The sequence below is a fragment of the Pseudomonas sp. SWI7 genome, from assembly GCF_006351945.1.
GTDB classification, from domain to species: domain Bacteria; phylum Pseudomonadota; class Gammaproteobacteria; order Pseudomonadales; family Pseudomonadaceae; genus Aquipseudomonas; species Aquipseudomonas fulva.
In genome coordinates, this window is record NZ_CP040930.1 from 4,799,893 (window position 1) to 4,818,979 (window position 19,087).

Sequence of the window (19,087 nt, forward strand, 5' to 3'; positions counted from 1 at the left end):
TTACAGGTAGTTGGCGTTGGCAGCATCCAGGGTGCCCTGGGCCTGCATGATGAGTTCGCAGAATTCACGTGCGGCGCCTTCGCCGCCGCGGGCCTGGGTCACGCCGTGAGCGTGCTCGCGCACGAACGGCGCCGCGTTGGCGACGGCCATGCCCAGAGCTACGCGCCGAATGACCGGCAAGTCCGGCAGGTCATCGCCAAGGTAAGCCACCTGATCATAGCTCAGGCCCAGCTCGGCGAGCAGGCCGTCGAGCACCACGAGTTTGTCTTCGCGCCCCTGATACAGATGCGCGATGCCGAGGTTCTTCGCCCTGCGTTCGACGACCGGTGTCTTGCGCCCACTGATGATCGCGGTCGTAACGCCAGACGCCATCAGCATCTTGATGCCGTGCCCGTCGAGGGTATTGAAGGTCTTGAACTCGCTGCCGTCTTCAAGAAAATAGAGACGCCCGTCGGTGAGTACACCATCGACGTCGAAGACCGCCAGCTTGATGGCCTTGGCGCGTTGCATCAGATCCTGATTCATCGTGGAGCTCCTCACAGTACGCCAGCGCGCAGCAGATCGTGCATGTTCAGGGCGCCGGTGGGGCGGTCGTGGGCGTCCACCACCACCAGTGCGCCAATCTTGTTGTCTTCCATGATTTTCAACGCTTCAGCGGCCAGCATTTCGGCCCGGGCGGTCTTGCCGTGTACCGTCATCACCTCCTCGATCAAGGCGGTGCGCACATCGATGTTGCGGTCCAGGCTGCGGCGCAGGTCGCCGTCGGTGAAGACGCCGGCCAGCGTGCCATCGTCTTCGATGATCACGGTCATGCCCAGGCCTTTGCGGGACATTTCAAGCAGGGCGTCCTTGAGCAGTGTGCCGCGCGTCACCTTGGGCAGGTCGTCGCCGGCGTGCATCACGTTCTCGACCTTGAGCAGCAACCTGCGCCCCAGCGCACCGCCGGGGTGGGAGAAGGCAAAATCCTCGGCGGTGAACCCGCGTGCTTCGAGCAGGGCGATGGCAAGGGCATCCCCCAGCACCAGGGAGGCGGTGGTGGAGGATGTGGGCGCCAGGTTCAACGGGCAGGCTTCCTGGGCGACGCTGGCGTCGAGATTGACGTCGGCGGCCTGGGCCAGGGACGAGGCCGGGTTGCCGGTCAGGCTCACCAGCTTGATGCCCAGGCGCTTGATCAGTGGCAAGAGGGTGATGATTTCGGCAGTACTGCCAGAGTTCGACAGCGCGAGAATCACGTCGTCGCGGGTGATCATGCCCATGTCGCCATGGCTGGCTTCGGCCGGGTGCACGAAGAAGGCCGGTGTGCCGGTACTGGCCAGGGTGGCGGCGATCTTGTTGCCGATATGCCCGGACTTGCCCATGCCGACCACCACGACACGGCCTTTGCTGGCCAGGATCAGCTCGCAGGCCTTGACGAAGTCGTCGCCGATACGCTCGATCAGGGCCGTGACGGCCTCGAGTTCCAGGCGCAGGGTGCGTTGGGCGGATTGGATCAGCTCGCTGGATTGGCTCATGTCGAAAAAGCAGTGTCTGATAAAAAGGCGGCGATTATAGCGGTAATGATTGAAACCCTCACGCTTTCGATTGTCGTAGGCAATATCCCCAAACGCTGTCGACTAGCTGAACAGCGGGCGGTACGGCCTTGGGGCGGCGTTCAGAGCGGTGTTATAGTTCGCGGCTATTCGGCCTGGCCCGGGGCGTGTGCCTTCCCGATGAAGGCTGACGTCCACTAGGACAGGGCTGCACTAGCAAGGAGTCTAGATGAGTGTGGATAGCGCCTGCGCGGTCGAGTTGAAGGGGGTTACCTTCAAACGCGGTTCACGCAGCATTTTCAACAATGTCGACATCCGTATCCCACGCGGCAAGGTCACCGGCATCATGGGGCCATCGGGTTGCGGCAAGACCACATTGCTTCGTCTGATGGGTGCGCAACTGCGCCCTGCAAGTGGGGAAGTGTGGGTGGCCGGGCAGAACCTGCCGGCGCTTTCGCGCAGTGACCTGTTCGATGCACGCAAGCAAATGGGCGTGCTGTTCCAGAGTGGTGCCCTTTTCACCGACCTCGATGTCTTCGAAAACGTGGCGTTCCCCCTGCGCGTGCACACACAACTGCCGGACGAGATGATTCGCGACATCGTGCTGATGAAGCTGCAGGCGGTGGGCTTGCGCGGCGCCATCGACCTGATGCCGGACGAATTGTCCGGCGGCATGAAGCGGCGCGTGGCCCTGGCCCGGGCCATCGCCCTGGACCCGCAGATCCTCATGTACGACGAGCCCTTCGTGGGCCAGGACCCGATCGCCATGGGGGTGCTGGTGCGCTTGATTCGCCTGCTCAACGATGCCCTGGGCATTACCAGCATCGTGGTGTCCCATGACCTGGCAGAAACTGCCAGCATCGCCGACTACATCTATGTAGTCGGAGATGGCCAGGTGCTGGGGCAAGGTACGCCGGACGAATTGATGGGTTCCGATAACCCGCGCATTCGCCAGTTCATGAAAGGCGATCCCGATGGCCCCGTGCCGTTCCATTTCCCCGCGCCCGATTACCGCGCCGACCTGTTGGGGGCGCGCTGATGCGTCAGAAATCCATTCTTGAGCGTGTGCGCCTGCTGGGGCGCTCGTCCATTGACGTGCTGGCGGTGCTAGGGCGGTCCTGCTTGTTCCTGTTCCATGCCCTGGTTGGGCGCGGCGGCATCGGCGGCGGCTTCCAACTGCTCACTCGCCAGCTGTATTCGGTGGGTGTGCTGTCCCTGGCCATCGTGGTGGTCTCGGGCATGTTCATCGGCATGGTGCTGGCCCTGCAGGGCTACAGCATCCTCACCAAGTACGGCTCCGAGCAGGCGGTGGGGCAGATGGTTGCCCTGACCCTGCTGCGCGAACTGGGCCCGGTGGTGACCGCCTTGCTGTTCGCGGGCCGAGCCGGTTCCGCCCTGACGGCCGAGATCGGCAACATGAAGTCCACCGAGCAGCTTTCCAGCCTCGAGATGATCGGCGTAGACCCCCTCAAATACATCGTTGCGCCGCGCCTTTGGGCAGGGTTCATCTCATTGCCGTTGCTGGCGCTGATCTTCAGCGTGGTGGGGATCTGGGGTGGCTCGTGGGTGGCGGTCGACTGGCTGGGCGTCTATGAAGGGTCTTTCTGGGCCAACATGCAGAACAGTGTCTCCTTTACCGACGATGTGCTCAACGGGTTGATCAAGAGCCTGGTGTTCGCCTTCGTCACCACCTGGATTGCCGTGTTCCAAGGGTATGACTGCGAGCCCACTTCCGAAGGGATCAGCCGTGCCACTACCAAGACCGTGGTCTATGCCTCGCTGGCTGTACTGGGTCTGGACTTTATTCTGACCGCTTTGATGTTTGGAGATTTCTGATGCAAAACCGCACCCTGGAAATCGGTGTCGGCCTGTTCCTCCTGGCCGGCATTCTGGCGTTGCTGATGCTGGCCCTGCGCGTCAGTGGCCTGTCGGCCAGCCCCGCCACCGATACGTACAAAGTTTATGCCTACTTCGACAATATCGCCGGTTTGACTGTCAGAGCGAAGGTGACCATGGCCGGCGTCACCATCGGCAAGGTCACCGCCATCGACCTGGACCGTGATTCGTACACCGGTCGGGTGACGCTGCAACTGGACAAGTCGGTGGATAACCTGCCGACCGACTCCACGGCGTCGATCCTGACTGCCGGGCTGCTTGGCGAGAAATACATTGGCATCAGCGTGGGCGGTGAGGAAGAGGTGCTCAAGGAGGGTGCGACCATTCACGATACCCAATCGTCGCTGGTACTCGAAGACCTGATTGGCAAGTTCCTGCTCAACTCCGTTGGCAAGGAACCCAGAGACGCGCAACCGGACAACTGAGGAGTTTCCATGATATCGATTCTGCGACGTGGCCTGCTGGTTCTGCTGGCGGCTTTCCCCTTGCTGGCCGTGGCGGCACAATCGCCCCACGATGTGATCCAGAGCACCACCAACGAGTTGCTGAGTGACCTGAAGGCCAACAAGCAGCAGTACAAGGCCAACCCCAATGCGTTCTACGAGTCGCTCAATCGGATTCTCGGCCCGGTGGTCGATGCCGACGGTATCTCCAGGAGCATCATGACCGTCAAGTATTCGCGCAAGGCCACGCCCGAGCAGATGCAGCGCTTCCAGGAAAACTTCAAGCGCAGCCTGCTGCAGTTCTACGGCAATGCCCTGCTTGAGTACAACAACGAAGGAATCGTGGTCGACCCGGCCAAGGCCGATGATGGCAAGCGTGCCAGTGTTGGCATGAAGGTCACCGGTAACAACGGTGCGGTGTACCCGGTGCAGTACACGTTGGAGAACATCGCTGGCGAGTGGAAGGTGCGCAATGTGATTGTCAACGGCATCAACATCGGCAAGCTGTTCCGTGATCAGTTCGCCGATGCCATGCAGCGCAATGGCAACAACCTGGACAAGACCATCGACGGCTGGGCCGGCGAAGTGGCCAAGGCCAAGCAGAGCGCCGACAGCTCCCCGGAGAAGGCTGTCAAATGAGCCCGGCCGCCACCGCAAGCATGAACGAGCCTGGCGTACTGCGCCTGGCTGGCGTGCTGGACTACCGCAGTGGCCCTGCGCTGCGCAAGCAGGGCCAGGCGCTGATCAAGGCCAGCGGTGATGCGCAGCTGATCATCGACTGCACGGCCGTCGAGCATTCCACAAGCGTGGGCCTGTCGCTGTTGCTGGCTTTCATGCGCGATGCTCAGGCCGCTGGCAAGCGTTGCCAGGTGCAGGGCCTGCCTGATGACATGCGTGACATCGCCCAGGTTTATGACCTCGACGAGGTGCTGGCGAGCTGAAACGCTGGCGGTAGAATCGCCCCTCGGTCAGTGAACTCCCTCGTTGGGCTTCGCAGGCGAGGGGCTTTTTTGTATGATGGCCGACCCGTGCGCATCGGGCGCCGATTGAGGTTGAGCATGCAGGCCCTAGAAGTTAAAAGCTTCCTTGAAGAAAAATTGCCGGGTTCCCGGGTCGAAGTTGAAGGCGAAGGCTGCAACTTCCAGTTGAACGTGATCAGCGACGAGCTGGCTGGCCTTAGCCCGGTCAAGCGTCAGCAGGCGATCTACGCCCACCTCAATCCATGGATCGCCAATGGCAGCATCCATGCGGTAACCATGAAATTTTTCAGCAGCGCAGCTTGGGCTGAGCGCACCTGAGCCACAAGGCGGCGAGATTCCAAATGGACAAACTGATTATCACTGGTGGCGCGCGTCTTGACGGCGAGATCCGCATTTCGGGTGCGAAAAACGCCGCCCTGCCAATCCTGGCCGCCACCTTGCTGGCCGATGGCCCGGTCACCGTAGGCAACCTGCCGCACCTGCACGACATCACCACCATGATCGAGCTGTTCGGGCGCATGGGCATCGAGCCTGTGATCGACGAAAAGCTGGCGGTGGAAATCGACCCGCGCAGCATCAAGACCCTGGTAGCGCCGTATGAGCTGGTCAAGACCATGCGTGCCTCCATCCTGGTGCTCGGCCCCATGGTTGCCCGCTTCGGTGAAGCCGAAGTGGCGTTGCCCGGCGGTTGCGCCATTGGCTCACGCCCGGTCGACCTGCACATCCGCGGCCTGGAAGCCATGGGCGCAACGATCGAAGTCGAGGCCGGCTACATCAAGGCCAAGGCGCCCGAAGGCGGGCTGCGCGGCGCGCACTTCTTCTTCGATACCGTCAGCGTGACCGGTACCGAGAACATCATGATGGCCGCAGCCCTGGCCAAGGGTCGCAGCGTGTTGCAGAACGCCGCGCGCGAGCCTGAAGTGGTCGACCTGGCCAACTTCATCAATGCCATGGGCGGTAACGTGCAAGGCGCAGGCACCGACACCATCACCATCGATGGCGTGGAGCGTTTGGGTTCGGCCAACTACCGGGTCATGCCCGACCGTATCGAGACCGGTACCTACCTGGTCGCCGCTGCCGTGACCGGTGGCCGCGTCAAGGTCAAGGACACCGATCCGACCATCCTTGAAGCGGTGCTGGAAAAACTCAAGGAAGCCGGTGCCGACATCAGCACCGGTACCGACTGGATCGAGCTGGACATGCACGGCAAGCGGCCCAAGGCCGTCAACCTGCGCACCGCGCCCTATCCTGCCTTCCCGACCGACATGCAGGCGCAGTTCATCTCGCTCAACGCCATCGCTGAAGGCACTGGCGCCGTCATCGAGACGATCTTCGAAAACCGCTTCATGCACGTGTATGAAATGCACCGCATGGGCGCGCAGATCCAGGTCGAGGGCAACACGGCCATCGTCACTGGCGTCAATGCGCTCAAGGGCGCCCCGGTCATGGCCACCGACTTGCGCGCCTCGGCCAGTCTGGTACTGTCGGCCCTGGTAGCCGAAGGGGACACCCTGATCGACCGCATCTACCACATCGACCGTGGTTACGAATGCATCGAGGAAAAACTGCAGATGCTGGGCGCGAAGATCCGTCGCGTGCCGGGCTAGGAGCCCGTTGGCGCAGTGCAGGAAAGCGTGCAGCCTCGCTTGCCCTGCCTGTGCCTCATGAATTGAATGCCGCCAGGTCGTTGACCTGGCCAGCAGTAGCCGCTTAAGGACTGACGTTCCAATGCTGACCATCGCGCTTTCCAAAGGCCGTATTCTCGACGATACCCTGCCGTTGCTGGCCGAAGCCGGTATCGTACCCACCGAGAACCCGGACAAGAGCCGCAAGCTGATCATTCCCACCACGCAGGACGACGTGCGCTTGCTGATCGTGCGTGCCACCGACGTGCCGACCTATGTCGAGCATGGCGCCGCCGACCTGGGCGTGGCTGGCAAGGACGTGTTGATGGAGTACGGCGGCCAAGGTCTCTACGAACCGCTGGACCTGCAGATTGCCCGCTGCAAGCTGATGACCGCCGGGGTGGTTGGTGCGCCAGAGCCCAAGGGGCGTCTGCGGGTGGCCACCAAGTTCGTCAACGTGGCCAAACGTTACTATGCCGAGCAAGGCCGTCAGGTCGACATCATCAAGCTGTACGGCTCCATGGAGCTGGCGCCGCTGATCAACCTGGCCGACAAGATCATCGACGTGGTCGATACCGGTAACACCTTGCGTGCCAACGGCCTGGAACCCCAGGAGATGATCGCCGACATCAGCTCCCGCCTGGTGGTCAACAAGGCCTCCATGAAAATGCAGCACGCCCGCATCCAGAGCCTGATCGACACCCTGCGTAAAGCGGTCGAATCGCGACACCGCGGCTGACTTCTGCGCGCGACCTTCGCTGTCGCGCCCGTCTATCCGCGTCATAGCCACTTTTCTCAGGTGCCCGCGCGGATGGACTGGTAGCCTAGGGCGCCTGAGCATTCGTCATCAACCGAGGCCCTCGCCATGACCGTGTCCACTGCAATTGCCCGTCTCAACGCTGCTGACCCGGACTTCGCCCGACATCTGGATCATCTGCTGAGCTGGGAGAGTGTGTCCGATGAGGCGGTCAACCAGCGCGTGCTCGACATCATCAAGGCTGTGCGCGAGCGCGGCGACGACGCCCTGGTGGAGTTCACCCAGCGCTTCGATGGCCTGCAAGCCGACTCGATCCAGGACTTGATCCTCGATCGTCAGCGGCTCGAGCTCGCACTGACCCGCATCACTGACACCCAGCGTGCGGCCCTTGAAAAAGCCGCCGAGCGCGTGCGTCTTTACCACGAGCGGCAAAAACAGGACTCCTGGCAGTACACCGAAGCCGATGGCACCGTGCTGGGTCAGAAGGTCACCCCGCTGGATCGCGCCGGGTTGTACGTGCCTGGCGGCAAGGCGTCCTACCCCTCATCCGTGCTGATGAACGCCATTCCCGCGAAGGTGGCGGGTGTGGGCGAGGTGGTCATGGTGGTGCCTACACCGCGTGGCGAGGTCAACGAACTGGTGCTGGCCGCGGCCTGTATCGCCGGTGTCGATCGCGTGTTCACCGTCGGTGGCGCCCAGGCCGTGGCTGCTCTGGCCTATGGCACTGCCAGCGTGCCCAAGGTCGACAAGATCGTCGGCCCGGGCAACATCTATGTCGCCACGGCCAAGCGCCATGTGTTCGGGCAGGTCGGGATCGACATGATCGCCGGCCCCTCCGAGATCCTCGTGGTGTGTGACGGCCAGACCGATCCAGACTGGATCGCCATGGACCTGTTCTCCCAGGCCGAGCACGACGAGGACGCCCAGGCCATCCTGGTGAGCCCGGACGCTGCATTCCTCGACCGTGTCGCGAAAAGCATCGACAAGTTGCTGCCGACCATGGAGCGGGCCGACATCATCGAAAAGTCGGTGAATGGGCGGGGGGCATTGATCCAGGTGCGCGACATGCAGCAGGCCATCGAGGTGGCCAACCATATCGCGCCCGAGCACCTCGAGTTGTCAGTGGCAGATCCACAGGCGTGGTTGCCGCACATCCGTCACGCTGGCGCCATTTTCATGGGGCGTCACACCAGCGAGGCACTGGGTGACTACTGCGCGGGCCCGAACCATGTACTGCCCACCTCTGGCACTGCACGTTTCTCGTCGCCGCTCGGGGTCTATGACTTCCAGAAGCGTTCATCGATCATCTTCTGTTCGGAGCAGGGCGCTTCCGAACTGGGGCGCACGGCCTCCGTGCTGGCCCGCGGCGAGTCGCTGACCGCCCACGCGCGCAGTGCCGAATACCGCATTCTGACTACCGAGAAGGGGAACTGAGCATGAGTCGATTCTGGAGCCCTTTCGTCAAGGCGCTAGTGCCCTATGTTCCTGGTGAACAGCCCAAGCTTGCCCGCCTGGTCAAGCTGAACACCAATGAGAACCCCTATGGCCCGTCGCCCAAGGCGCTCGAAGCCATGCGCGGTGAAATCAACGAGAGCCTGCGCCTGTACCCTGATCCCAATGGCGATCACCTGAAGCAAGCGGTCGCGGACTACTACGGCATCACCGCTGCCCAGGTATTCGTCGGCAACGGCTCGGACGAGGTGCTGGCGCACATCTTCCATGGCCTGTTCCAGCACGATGCGCCTCTGCTGTTTCCAGACATCAGCTACAGCTTCTATCCGGTGTATTGCGGGCTGTACGGCATTGCCTATGAGCAGGTGCCCCTGGACGAGCAGTTCCAGATTCGTGTCGAGGACTACCGCAAGCCCAACGCCGGTATCATTTTCCCCAACCCCAATGCGCCGACTGGCTGCCTGATGCCGTTGCAGGCCATCGAGCAACTCTTGCAGCAGAACCCGGATTCGGTGGTGGTCGTCGATGAGGCCTACATCGATTTCGGCGGTCAGACGGCGATCAGCCTGGTAGACCGTTACGACAACCTGCTGGTAACCCAGACCCTGTCGAAATCGCGCTCCCTGGCCGGCCTGCGGGTGGGCTTGGCCGTAGGTCATCCGGACCTGATCGAGGCACTGGAGCGGATCAAGAACAGCTTCAACTCCTACCCACTGGACCGCGCCGCCATCGTCGGTGCAGCAGCGGCATTCGCCGATCGAGCGTATTTCCAGCAGACCTGCCAGAAAGTGATCGACAGCCGCGAAGCGTTGGTGGCCGAGTTGCAAGTGCGTGGCTTCGAGGTGCTGCCATCGGCAGCCAACTTCGTCTTTGCCCGCCATCCTCGACACGATGCCGCCGCCCTCGCGGCGCAGTTGCGCGAGCAAGGGGTCATCGTGCGTCACTTCAAGCAGGCGCGTATCGATCAGTTCCTGCGCATCACCATTGGCACCCCTGAAATGAATCAGGCGTTGCTCGACGCCCTGGCGTGACGTCGCTGCGTTCGCCATGTCCCGCAAGGCTCATGGCGTGCGTCTTTGTTTCGAGGTTATCCAACCACGGGTGCGGCCCAGGCGACGCACCTGATCTTGCTCGCCCTCTGACACGAGTTACCAATGCCTGAATCCAGAATGCCCAAAACCCCAGCAGTGGATCATGACAGCGATCCGTTGCTCATCGACGCCGAGGCGGACGACGAGCAGGTGCAGAGCCAGCCGCCGGTCAGACACAAACCCTGGCTGCTGTTGCTCGGCCTGATACTGGTGGCCTTGAACCTGCGCCCTGCGTTGTCGAGCATGGCGCCGGTGCTGGGGCAGGTCTCTGACGGGCTGGGGCTCAGCGCAGCGCAGGCAGGCCTGCTGACGACATTGCCGGTGCTGTGCCTGGGCCTGTTCGCGCCGCTCGCGCCCATGCTGGCGCGCCGCCTGGGCAGCGAACGGGTGGTGCTGGGCATTCTGGGGACCTTGGCGGTGGGCATCGTCCTGCGCAGTGTCCTGGGCACGACGGGTCTGTTTCTGGGCAGCCTGCTGGCCGGTGCCAGTATCGGCATCATCGGTGTACTGCTACCGGGTATCGTCAAGCGCGACTTTCCACAGCATGCCGGCACGCTGACCGGCGTCTATACCATGGCGCTGTGCCTGGGGGCGGCGATGGCGGCGGGGGCGACCGTGCCGCTGGCGCACGCCTTGGGCGACAACTGGGCCCCGGCACTGGGGTTCTGGATGCTACCAGCCGTGCTGGCCATGCTGGTATGGCTGCCACAGGCGCGCAACGGTCATGGCGTGCACAAGGTCGCCTATCGCGTGCGTGGCCTTTGGCGTGATCCGCTGGCATGGCAGGTCACACTGTACATGGGCCTGCAGTCCTCGCTCGCCTACATTGTCTTCGGCTGGCTGCCCTCTATCCTGATAGGCCGCGGCCTTAGCCCAACCCAGGCGGGCCTGGTGCTGTCGGGGTCGGTGATCATGCAACTGTTCAGCTCGCTTGCGGCACCCTGGTTGGCCACCCGTGGACGTGATCAGCGCCTGGCGATCGTGGTGGTCATGCTGGTGACCCTTTGCGGACTGTTCGGCTGCCTTTACGCACCCTTGTCGGGGCTGTGGGGCTGGGCAGTGCTGTTGGGCCTGGGCCAGGGTGGCACGTTTGCCCTGGCACTGACCTTGATCGTGCTGCGCTCAAGGGATGCGCATGTGGCGGCAAACCTCTCCAGCATGGCTCAGGGCGTTGGCTATACGCTGGCGTCGATGGGGCCGTTCGCCGTGGGCCTGGTGCATGACCTGACCGGAGGCTGGAGTGCTTTGGGTTGGGTGTTTGCCGTGCTCGGTGCAGGGGCCATCGTGTTTGGCCTGGGGGCAGGGCGCGCGTTGCATGTGCAGGTCACCAGCGAGAAGGTCTGATGGTTTCACGGTGGTACTGGCGTAACCCCGCGACGCGGATTATCGTGCGGTTTTAACCCAAGGGAAGGCCCTTTGATGAGCGATGCCAACCGCGAGTTGATAACCCGTTTCTACCAGGCCTTCCAGCGGCTTGATGCCCAGGCCATGGTCGCCTGTTACAGCGATGACGTGGTGTTCAGTGATCCGGTCTTCGGCACGCTGCGTGGCAGGGACGCCGGCGACATGTGGCGAATGCTGACCCGGCGCGCCAAGGATTTCTCCCTGCGCTACGACAACGTGTGTGCCGATGAGCGCGGTGGTTCGGCGCAATGGACTGCCACTTACGTCTTCGCCCAGACCGGACGAGACGTGGTCAACACCATCCAGGCACGCTTCGAGATCCGCGATGGGCTGATACACCGGCATCAAGACGACTTCGACCTGTGGGCCTGGTCCCGCCAGGCCCTGGGTGCGCCAGGGCTGCTGCTGGGCTGGACACCTTGGCTACAGGCCAAAGTACGCCACCAGGCATTCAAGGGCTTGCGGGCGTACCAGCACGCTCAAGGGGCGGCAACGGCCTGATCACGGTCGTGATAGGTGAACGTGGCACGCTCGCCGGCCTGCCAGGGTAGCCGTACCTTGATGACGGGTATGAAGCCGCCATGGGTGCGGTGCCAGTCCTTCTGATCTGCCTGGGCCTGCTCGAGGGCACCGGACTCCCCGTCGATGTAAAAGAATGACTGGATGGGCAGCTCGCCCGCGCGGGCTTCATCCCAAGCGCCGATGACTATCTCGTTCCAGACAAAGGGCAGTTCGTCAGCAAACAACCGTTGCGTGCGCAGGGTCTGGTGGAAGGCCTCCGCGCGTTCCGGTATGCGCGCCCGGCGTATGTCGAAGGCGCATTGACGCTTGTAGTCGCCGGTCAGCCTGAAGCGTGCGATCCAGTCTTCGGCCGTGTGCACGCCTTGCTCATGGCAAGCCGTTTCACGTTCGGGTGTCTGTCGATTGTCGCCGCACCCGCGGTTGTCACGTTCCCAGGTGTCGCCGTCGGTGGGCCATGCGCAGAGCATTTCATAGCGCAGGGATCCAGCGGGTCGCTGTATCAGCGGATACAAGGTGAAGCCACTGCGACCATCGGCGGCCAGGCCAGTGGTCGGCAAGTCACTGCGCAGGTAGGAAAACGAAACACCACCTTTGTCCTTGCTGTTCTGGCTATGATGCCAGGTGTGATAGTACGGAGATGGAACCGTGGACCTCAGCAAGACGCCGGAGCAGGCATGGGCCGGCACGGCATTGCCCTCGCACTGGGTGGGGGTGGCGTTATAGTTTTCCTGCATGCGGGCGGCGGTCTGGGCGCCAATCGAAGCCTGTGCGCTGGCAGTTGCAGCGAGTACCGCAGTGGCCAGCAGTGAACGAATCTGCAAATGGAGCATGATGAGCCCTCGTCGAGTGGGCTCATGAAGTTAATGATGGATACAACCGTTGTGGTGAGTGAAAGAGTACCGGATCAGGTAATCAAACCATGGTATGTGTACCTGGTCAGGGCGGCCAATGGCGCGCTCTACTGTGGCATTAGCGATGACCCGCGGCGGCGCTTCGAGGCGCACCGCAAAGGCCAGGGGGCACGCTTTTTCAAAAGCAGCCCAGCCCAGGCCCTGGTCTACATGGAGCGGTGGCCAGACAAAAGCGAAGCCTTGCGCCAGGAAAGGCTGGTCAAGCGCCTGCGCAAGTCGGCGAAAGAGGCACTGGTGTCCTCCTACAACGCCGAACCTGCATGCCGTGCGGTCAGTCTTTGCGACGCTTGAGCTGATCCACGAGCGTCGTGGGCAAACCTTTGATGATCAAGGTGCCAGCAGCTTCGTCGTACTCCACCTTGTCGCCCAGCAGGTGCGCCTCGAAACTGATCGACAGCCCTTCGGCACGGCCGGTGAAGCGACGGAACTGGTTGAGGGTGCGCTTATCGGCAGGAATCTCCGGTGACAACCCGTAGTCCTTGTTGCGGATATGGTCGTAAAACGCCTTGGGCCGATCCTCATCGATCAGGCTGGACAGTTCTTCAAGCGTCACCGGTTCGCCCAACTTGGTCTGCGTGGTGGCGTAGTCCACCAGCGTCTGGGTCTTTTCGCGGGCAGAGGCCTCAGGCAGGTCCTCGCTTTCCACGAAGTCACTGAACGCCTTGAGCAGCGTGCGCGTCTCGCCCGGCCCGTCCACACCTTCCTGGCAACCGATGAAGTCACGGAAGTAATCCGAGACTTTCTTGCCGTTCTTGCCTTTGATGAACGAGATGTACTGCTTGGAGTTCTGGTTGTTCTTCCATTCCGAAAGATTGATGCGTGCTGCCAGGTGCAACTGACCCAGGTCCAGGTGCCGCGAAGGCATGACATCGAGCTCGGCGTTCACGGCAACGCCTTCGCTGTGGTGCAGCAATGCGATGGCCAGGTATTCGGTCATGCCTTGCTGGTAATGCGCGAACAGAACGTGCCCGCCGGTGGACAGATTGGACTCTTCCATCAGCTTTTGCAGATGCTCCACAGCCTGCCGGCTGAAGGCGGTGAAATCCTGCTCCTGCTCTAGGTACTGTTTCAGCCAGCCACTGAGCGGATAAGCGCCGGACTCGCTGTGGAAGAACCCCCAAGCCTTGCCTTGTTTGGCGTTGTAGCTGTCATTGAGGTCGGCTAGCAGGTTCTCGATGGCGTCCGAGGCCGCCAGCTCGGCGTCACGTGCGTGCAATACGGCAGGGCTGCCATCGGGCTTTTTGTCGATCAGGTGAACGATGCAATGTCGGATTGGCATGGGGAGTCTCGGACAGGTACAAAAGCACTGAAGTTTACCTCAGACGCTGGGTGATTCAGTGGGCGGATCGAAGCAGAATCGCAGGTTGGCGGTTTTTTACTCAAATCTGCGGTCTTTTCATCATCAAGGCCTGAAAACCTGCATTAAATCAGGGGTGGCAGCGGATATTTATCCGCTGCTGTGGTAGTTTTGCGCCGTCTTGCGCCCCTGTTGTGGCGCATTGCTGCAGTACGCGCTCGGCGTGTCGAACCAAACGCTGATTTGCGTATCTACATACCCAATTGGCGCGGCCCTCCAATCTCGTCGGGGCTGGCCCGATAACGTCGTCGTTCGCTGCATAACCATCGAATTTGATAGGGAAGGAACACCACCATGGCATTGACCAAAGACCAACTGATTGCCGACATCGCCGAATCGATCGCAGCGCCTAAAGCCACCGCCAAGAACGCTCTGGAGCAACTGGGCCAGATCGTTGCCGACCAACTGGAAAACGGCGCTGAAATCACCCTGCCAGGCATCGGCAAGCTGAAAGTCTCCGAGCGTCCTGCCCGTACCGGCCGCAACCCTTCGACTGGCGCTGCCATCGAAATCGCTGCCAAGAAAGTCGTCAAGTTCGTACCGGCCAAAGTGCTGACCGACGCCATCAACAAGTAATTGTCGATGCAGTGACCTGACCGCGCCCGGGTTACCCGAGCGCGGTTTTTTCATGCCTGTGAAATGGGCTTGGCGCGCCATGCCTGGCGCGCAGCATCGTCATGGAAGCTCCAGGCGAGCATGCGGCTTTGTTTCTGTCCTTGGCCCATTTCGACAACGCGCACAGCCGCGGCCCCCGTCTTTTTCAAGGCTGCCTCCAGTGCCGGCAGGTTACTGGCCTTCGACACCAGGCTGGTGAACCACAGTGTCTGGCTGGCGTATTGCGCGCTCTCGTTGATCAGTTGGGTGACGAAGCGGATTTCACCGCCTTCGCACCACAGTTCGTTGTTCTGGCCACCGAAGTTCAGCACGGGCAGCTTGCGCTTGGGGTCCTGCTTGCCCAGGTTCTTCCATTTGCGCTGGCTGCCACGGGTGGCTTCCTCGCGTGAGGCATGGAAGGGCGGGTTGCACAGGGTCAGGTCGAAGCGCTCGTCGTCCTTGAGCAGGCCGCTGAGGATATGCGCAGGGTTGCTCTGCTGGCGCAGGTTGATGACCTTGTCCAAGCCATTGGCCTGAATGATCGCCTTGGCCGACGCCAATGCTACCGGATCGATGTCCGAGCCCAGAAAGCGCCAGCGGTAATCGCTATGGCCCAGCAGCGGGTAGATGCAGTTGGCACCCACGCCGATGTCGAGCACGCGCACCTGAGCGCCTTTGAGGAGCTGGCCTGCGTTATCGGTAGCCAACAGGTCGGCGGCCACATGAAGGTAGTCGGCGCGACCTGGAATCGGCGGGCACAGGTAGTTGGCGGGGATGTCCCAATGCTGGATCCCGTACTGGGCCTTGAGCAGGGCACGGTTGAACACTCGCACCGCTTCGGGGTTGGCGAAATCGATGCTGGGTTTGCCATGGGGGTTGGTGAGGGTGAAGCGCGCCAGATCAGGGTGTGCCTTGATCAGGCTGGGAAAATCGTAGCGCCCTTGATGGCGGTTACGCGGGTGCAGGGTGGGTTTGCTCTGGGTCATGCTCGGGTCCGGTGTTGCAGGTGCTGGCCCCCAGACCGTTGGACGGCCCGGTCGCGGCCGGCCCGGTTGCCCCGGGGCTGGCCGCGAACGAGGGCTGAGCCCTCGTCAGTCAGCACTGCACGGTCAGGTTACAGCGCTGCAATCCGCGCATGCTGCTCGGTGAAGTTCGCCAACGCCTGCTCGGACTCGGCCAGCTTGGCGCGCTCCTTCTCGATGACGGCAGGCGGTGCCTTGTCGACGAACGCTGCGTTGGACAGCTTGCCGCCCACGCGCGCCACTTCGCCTTGCAGGCGCTGGATTTCCTTGTTCAGGCGAGCCAGTTCGGCATTTTTGTCGATCAGCCCGGCCATCGGTACCAGCACCTGAAGGTCACCCACCAGCGCCGTGGCGGACAATGGCGCCTCGTCGTTGTCGCCCAGCACGGTGAACGATTCGACCTTGGCCAATTTCTTGAGCAAGGCTTCGTTTTCCTGCAGGCGGCGCTGGTCGTCGGCGCTGGCGTTCTTCAGGAACAGCGGCAGGGGTTTGCCAGGGCCGATGTTCATTTCAGCGCGAATGTTGCGCAAGCCGACCATCAGCTCCTTGAGCCACTCGATGTCGCCTTCGGCGGCCACGTCGATGCGGGCGTCATTGGCCTGAGGCCAGGGCTGCAGCATGATGGTCTTGCCTTCGACGCCGGCCAACGGTGCAATGCGCTGCCAGATTTCCTCGGTGATGAACGGCATGAACGGGTGGGCCAGGCGCAGTGCCACCTCCAGCACGCGAACCAGGGTGCGGCGCGTGCCACGGGCGCGTTCCACAGGGGCCTGCTCATCCCACAACACTGGCTTGGAAAGCTCAAGGTACCAGTCGCAGTACTGGTTCCAGATGAATTCGTACAACGCCTGGCTGGCCAGGTCGAAGCGGAACTGTTCGAGCTGACGGGTCACTTCAGCTTCGGTGCGCTGCAACTGCGAGATGATCCAGCGGTCGGCCAGCGACAGCTCGTAGGCCTCGCCGTTCTGCCCACAGTCCTCACCCTTGTCCAGCACGTAGCGGGCGGCGTTCCAGATCTTGTTGCAGAAGTTGCGATAGCCTTCGACGCGGCCCATGTCGAACTTGATGTCGCGACCGGTCGAGGCCAAGGAGCAGAACGTGAAACGCAGGGCGTCGGTACCGTAGCTGGCGATACCCTCGGGGAACTCGGCCTTGGTCTGCTTGGCGATCTTCTCGGCCAGCTTGGGCTGCATCATGCCGCTGGTGCGTTTCTCCAGCAGGGCATCGAGGGTGATGCCATCGACGATGTCCAGCGGGTCCAGCACGTTGCCCTTGGACTTGGACATCTTCTGGCCCTGGCCGTCACGCACCAGGCCGTGCACGTACACGGTCTTGAACGGAACCTGGGGCGTGCCGTCCTCGTTCTTGATCAGGTGCATGGTCAACATGATCATGCGCGCAACCCAGAAGAAGATGATGTCGAAGCCGGTGACCAGCACATCGGTGGAGTGGAATTTCTTGAGGAACTCGGTTTGCTCCGGCCAGCCCAGGGTTGAGAAGGTCCACAGGCCCGAGCTGAACCAGGTGTCGAGCACGTCGTCATCCTGGCGCAGGTTCACGTCCGCGCCGAGGCCGTGCTTGCTGCGCACTTCCTCCTCGTTGCGCCCGACATAGACCCGGCCCGCCTCGTCGTACCAGGCCGGGATGCGATGGCCCCACCACAGCTGCCGGCTGATGCACCAATCCTGAATGTCGCGCATCCAGGAGAAGTACATGTTCTCGTACTGCTTGGGCACGAACTGGATACGGCCATCCTCGACCGCAGCGATGGCAGGCTCGGCCAGCGGCTTGGTGGAAACGTACCACTGGTCGGTCAGCCACGGTTCGATGATGGTGCCCGAGCGGTCGCCCTTGGGCACTTTCAAGGCATGGTCGTCGATGCCGACCAGCAGGCCCTGAGCCTCCAGGTCGGCAACGATCTGCTTACGTGCAACGAAGCGATCGAGGCCGGCGTACTGGGACGGCAGGGCGGTGTCTACCTGGTCATTGAGCGAACCATCGAGGTTGAATGCCTGGGCTGCTGGCAGCACCACGGCATTCTTGTCGAAAATGTTCAGCAGCGGCAGGTTATGACGCTTGCCGACTTCATAGTCGTTGAAGTCGTGGGCCGGGGTGATCTTGACGCAACCGGTGCCGAACTCAGGGTCGCAGTAGTCATCGGCAACGATAGGGATGCGACGGCCAACCAGCGGCAACTCGACGAACTTGCCGATCAGGGCCTGGTAGCGTTCGTCGGTGGGGTTGACCGCGACGGCAGCGTCACCCAGCAGGGTTTCCGGACGCGTGGTGGCGACCACAAGGTAATCCAGCCCCTCGGCGGTGGTGGCACCGTCGGCCAGCGGGTAGCGCAGGTTCCACAGGTGGCCTTTCTCGTCGTGGCTCTCGACTTCCAGATCGGAAATGGCGGTGTGCAGCTTGGTATCCCAGTTGACCAGGCGCTTGCCCCGGTAGATCAGGCCGTCTTCATGCAGGCGCACGAACGCTTCCTTGACCGCTTCGGACAGGCCATCGTCCATGGTGAAGCGCTCGCGGCTCCAGTCCACGGAGGAGCCGAGCCGACGAATCTGCCGGCTGATGTTGCCGCCCGACTGGTCTTTCCACTCCCAGATTTTTTCCAGGAACTGTTCGCGGCCCAGGTCATGACGGTTCAGGCCCTTGGCTTCAAGCTGGCGCTCGACCAGCATCTGCGTGGCGATGCCCGCGTGGTCGGTACCAGGCTGCCAGAGGGTGTCGCGACCCTGCATGCGGCGGAAGCGGATCAGGGCATCCATGATCGCGTTGTTGAAACCATGGCCCATGTGCAGGCTGCCGGTCACGTTCGGCGGCGGAATCATGATGGTGTAGGACTCGCCTGCACCTTGTGGAGCGAAATAGTTTTCGGCTTCCCAGGTGTTGTACCAGGAAGTTTCGATGGCGTGCGGCTGGTAGGTCTTATCCATGCGCGGCGGGACCCTGTGCATTTATTCGGGAAAGCCGGGAAGTATAACCAAGCCGGAGGGCGCAGGCGACAAGCGGCTGCTGGGCGGGTTTGCCCGGTGCGGGGAAAGACAGCCGCGTGACGGCAAGCGTCCTGCGCCGCAGCAGAACGTTACAGCTTCGCCAGTAGGAGCAGTAGCTTGCAGGCGGGTGAAGAGCAGGTGCCCGGTAGCCCCTTCACTCCGAACGCTTGATCAACCGCTCGATGCGCGCATCGAGGCGACGCTTGATCTCGTTTTCGATGTGCGGGGTAAAGTCGTTGATCACATCCTGCATGATCATCTGCGCTGCAGCGCGCAGTTCGCTTTCAAGGTGCAGCAGGGTGTCCTGGCGACGTGCCTGCGGGTCGTCCTGGGCGGTGTCGCTGGCAGCCGGATCGGCAGCGGCGTCAACGCGTGCAGGCACCTGCTCCACCGTGTCGGTGAGCAAAGGCGGTTGCAGGTCGGCATCGCCAAGCAATTGGCGAATCGACTCAAGATCGTCGAGCAGGTGGGTAGAGCCGGGCAGGGGAGCGTGCTTGTCCATCGT

21 protein-coding genes are annotated in these 19,087 nt (G+C 62.2%); 14 read left to right on the forward strand and 7 right to left on the reverse strand.

Annotated elements, in window-relative coordinates; genetic code table 11:
- Together FH041_RS22000 and FH041_RS22005 are read right to left on the reverse strand one after the other, a co-directional pair.
- The gene (locus tag FH041_RS22000; RefSeq protein WP_027913745.1) at nt 1-525 is read right to left on the reverse strand and encodes an HAD family hydrolase; all 525 of its coding nucleotides are present in this window, start codon (nt 523-525) and stop codon (nt 1-3) included.
- Between the two features lie 11 nt (nt 526-536).
- Entirely contained in the window at nt 537-1,511 is a 975-nt protein-coding gene (locus tag FH041_RS22005) for a KpsF/GutQ family sugar-phosphate isomerase (protein ID WP_027913746.1), read from the reverse strand.
- Between the two features lie 247 nt (nt 1,512-1,758).
- Between FH041_RS22005 and FH041_RS22010 the strand changes: the two genes are divergently transcribed.
- From FH041_RS22010 to FH041_RS22065, 12 genes are all read left to right on the forward strand, one after another.
- Nucleotides 1,759-2,568 carry an ATP-binding cassette domain-containing protein gene (locus FH041_RS22010; protein ID WP_023533446.1) on the forward strand — a complete coding sequence of 270 codons (810 nt, stop codon included), beginning with the start codon at nt 1,759-1,761 and terminating at the stop codon, nt 2,566-2,568.
- Nucleotides 2,568-3,365, forward strand: coding sequence for a lipid asymmetry maintenance ABC transporter permease subunit MlaE (gene mlaE, locus FH041_RS22015; protein WP_023533432.1), 798 nt, complete (start codon nt 2,568-2,570; stop codon nt 3,363-3,365). Before FH041_RS22010 ends, mlaE begins: the two co-directional genes overlap by 1 nt.
- On the forward strand, nt 3,365-3,850 hold the full coding sequence (gene mlaD, locus FH041_RS22020) for an outer membrane lipid asymmetry maintenance protein MlaD (RefSeq protein ID WP_027913748.1): 486 nt from the start codon (nt 3,365-3,367) through the stop codon (nt 3,848-3,850). The genes mlaE and mlaD overlap by 1 nt, the downstream gene beginning before the upstream one ends.
- Before the next feature lie 9 nt (nt 3,851-3,859).
- The gene (locus FH041_RS22025) at nt 3,860-4,507 is read left to right on the forward strand and encodes a phospholipid-binding protein MlaC (protein WP_027913749.1); all 648 of its coding nucleotides are present in this window, start codon (nt 3,860-3,862) and stop codon (nt 4,505-4,507) included.
- Nucleotides 4,504-4,809, forward strand: coding sequence for a lipid asymmetry maintenance protein MlaB (locus FH041_RS22030; RefSeq protein WP_027913750.1), 306 nt, complete (start codon nt 4,504-4,506; stop codon nt 4,807-4,809). Before FH041_RS22025 ends, FH041_RS22030 begins: the two co-directional genes overlap by 4 nt.
- 117 nt (nt 4,810-4,926) lie before the next feature.
- Entirely contained in the window at nt 4,927-5,166 is a 240-nt protein-coding gene (locus tag FH041_RS22035; RefSeq protein ID WP_019471361.1) for a BolA family protein, read from the forward strand.
- A gap of 23 nt (nt 5,167-5,189) precedes the next feature.
- A complete protein-coding gene (gene murA, locus FH041_RS22040) occupies nt 5,190-6,455 on the forward strand; it encodes a UDP-N-acetylglucosamine 1-carboxyvinyltransferase (RefSeq protein ID WP_027913751.1) in 1,266 nt (421 codons plus the stop codon).
- Nucleotides 6,456-6,576: 121 nt separating this feature from the next.
- Nucleotides 6,577-7,212: an ATP phosphoribosyltransferase gene (gene hisG / locus FH041_RS22045; protein ID WP_023533364.1), complete on the forward strand. Its 636-nt coding sequence runs from the start codon at nt 6,577-6,579 to the stop codon at nt 7,210-7,212.
- A 126-nt stretch (nt 7,213-7,338) separates the two neighbouring features.
- A complete protein-coding gene (gene hisD, locus FH041_RS22050) occupies nt 7,339-8,664 on the forward strand; it encodes a histidinol dehydrogenase (RefSeq protein ID WP_088523086.1) in 1,326 nt (441 codons plus the stop codon).
- Between the two features lie 2 nt (nt 8,665-8,666).
- A complete protein-coding gene (hisC, locus tag FH041_RS22055) occupies nt 8,667-9,713 on the forward strand; it encodes a histidinol-phosphate transaminase (protein ID WP_088523085.1) in 1,047 nt (348 codons plus the stop codon).
- Between the two features lie 123 nt (nt 9,714-9,836).
- Nucleotides 9,837-11,117, forward strand: coding sequence for an MFS transporter (locus FH041_RS22060; RefSeq protein ID WP_027913754.1), 1,281 nt, complete (start codon nt 9,837-9,839; stop codon nt 11,115-11,117).
- A 75-nt stretch (nt 11,118-11,192) separates the two neighbouring features.
- Nucleotides 11,193-11,678: a nuclear transport factor 2 family protein gene (locus FH041_RS22065; protein WP_027913755.1), complete on the forward strand. Its 486-nt coding sequence runs from the start codon at nt 11,193-11,195 to the stop codon at nt 11,676-11,678.
- Here the strand turns inward: FH041_RS22065 and FH041_RS22070 are convergent.
- Nucleotides 11,657-12,529 carry a hypothetical protein gene (locus FH041_RS22070; RefSeq protein WP_088523084.1) on the reverse strand — a complete coding sequence of 291 codons (873 nt, stop codon included), beginning with the start codon at nt 12,527-12,529 and terminating at the stop codon, nt 11,657-11,659. The two genes, FH041_RS22065 and FH041_RS22070, sit on opposite strands and share 22 nt — an antisense overlap.
- A 54-nt stretch (nt 12,530-12,583) precedes the next feature.
- Here FH041_RS22070 and FH041_RS22075 point away from each other — a divergent pair, with 54 nt between their 5' ends.
- Nucleotides 12,584-12,901 carry a GIY-YIG nuclease family protein gene (locus FH041_RS22075; protein WP_027913757.1) on the forward strand — a complete coding sequence of 106 codons (318 nt, stop codon included), beginning with the start codon at nt 12,584-12,586 and terminating at the stop codon, nt 12,899-12,901.
- Here FH041_RS22075 and yejK read toward each other — a convergent pair.
- The gene (gene yejK, locus FH041_RS22080; protein ID WP_027913758.1) at nt 12,882-13,889 is read right to left on the reverse strand and encodes a nucleoid-associated protein YejK; all 1,008 of its coding nucleotides are present in this window, start codon (nt 13,887-13,889) and stop codon (nt 12,882-12,884) included. The two genes, FH041_RS22075 and yejK, sit on opposite strands and share 20 nt — an antisense overlap.
- A 372-nt stretch (nt 13,890-14,261) precedes the next feature.
- Between yejK and FH041_RS22085 the strand changes: the two genes are divergently transcribed.
- Nucleotides 14,262-14,543, forward strand: coding sequence for an HU family DNA-binding protein (locus FH041_RS22085; RefSeq protein WP_003255106.1), 282 nt, complete (start codon nt 14,262-14,264; stop codon nt 14,541-14,543).
- 50 nt (nt 14,544-14,593) lie between these two features.
- Here FH041_RS22085 and rlmF read toward each other — a convergent pair whose 3' ends face one another.
- From rlmF to FH041_RS22100, 3 genes are all read right to left on the reverse strand, one after another.
- Nucleotides 14,594-15,547, reverse strand: coding sequence for a 23S rRNA (adenine(1618)-N(6))-methyltransferase RlmF (rlmF, locus tag FH041_RS22090; protein WP_088523083.1), 954 nt, complete (start codon nt 15,545-15,547; stop codon nt 14,594-14,596).
- A gap of 128 nt (nt 15,548-15,675) precedes the next feature.
- Nucleotides 15,676-18,522, reverse strand: a complete 2,847-nt coding sequence (locus FH041_RS22095; RefSeq protein ID WP_023533311.1) for a valine--tRNA ligase — start codon at nt 18,520-18,522, stop codon at nt 15,676-15,678.
- 214 nt (nt 18,523-18,736) lie between these two features.
- The gene (locus FH041_RS22100) at nt 18,737-19,084 is read right to left on the reverse strand and encodes a hypothetical protein (RefSeq protein WP_027913760.1); all 348 of its coding nucleotides are present in this window, start codon (nt 19,082-19,084) and stop codon (nt 18,737-18,739) included.
- Nucleotides 19,085-19,087 lie beyond the last annotated feature (3 nt).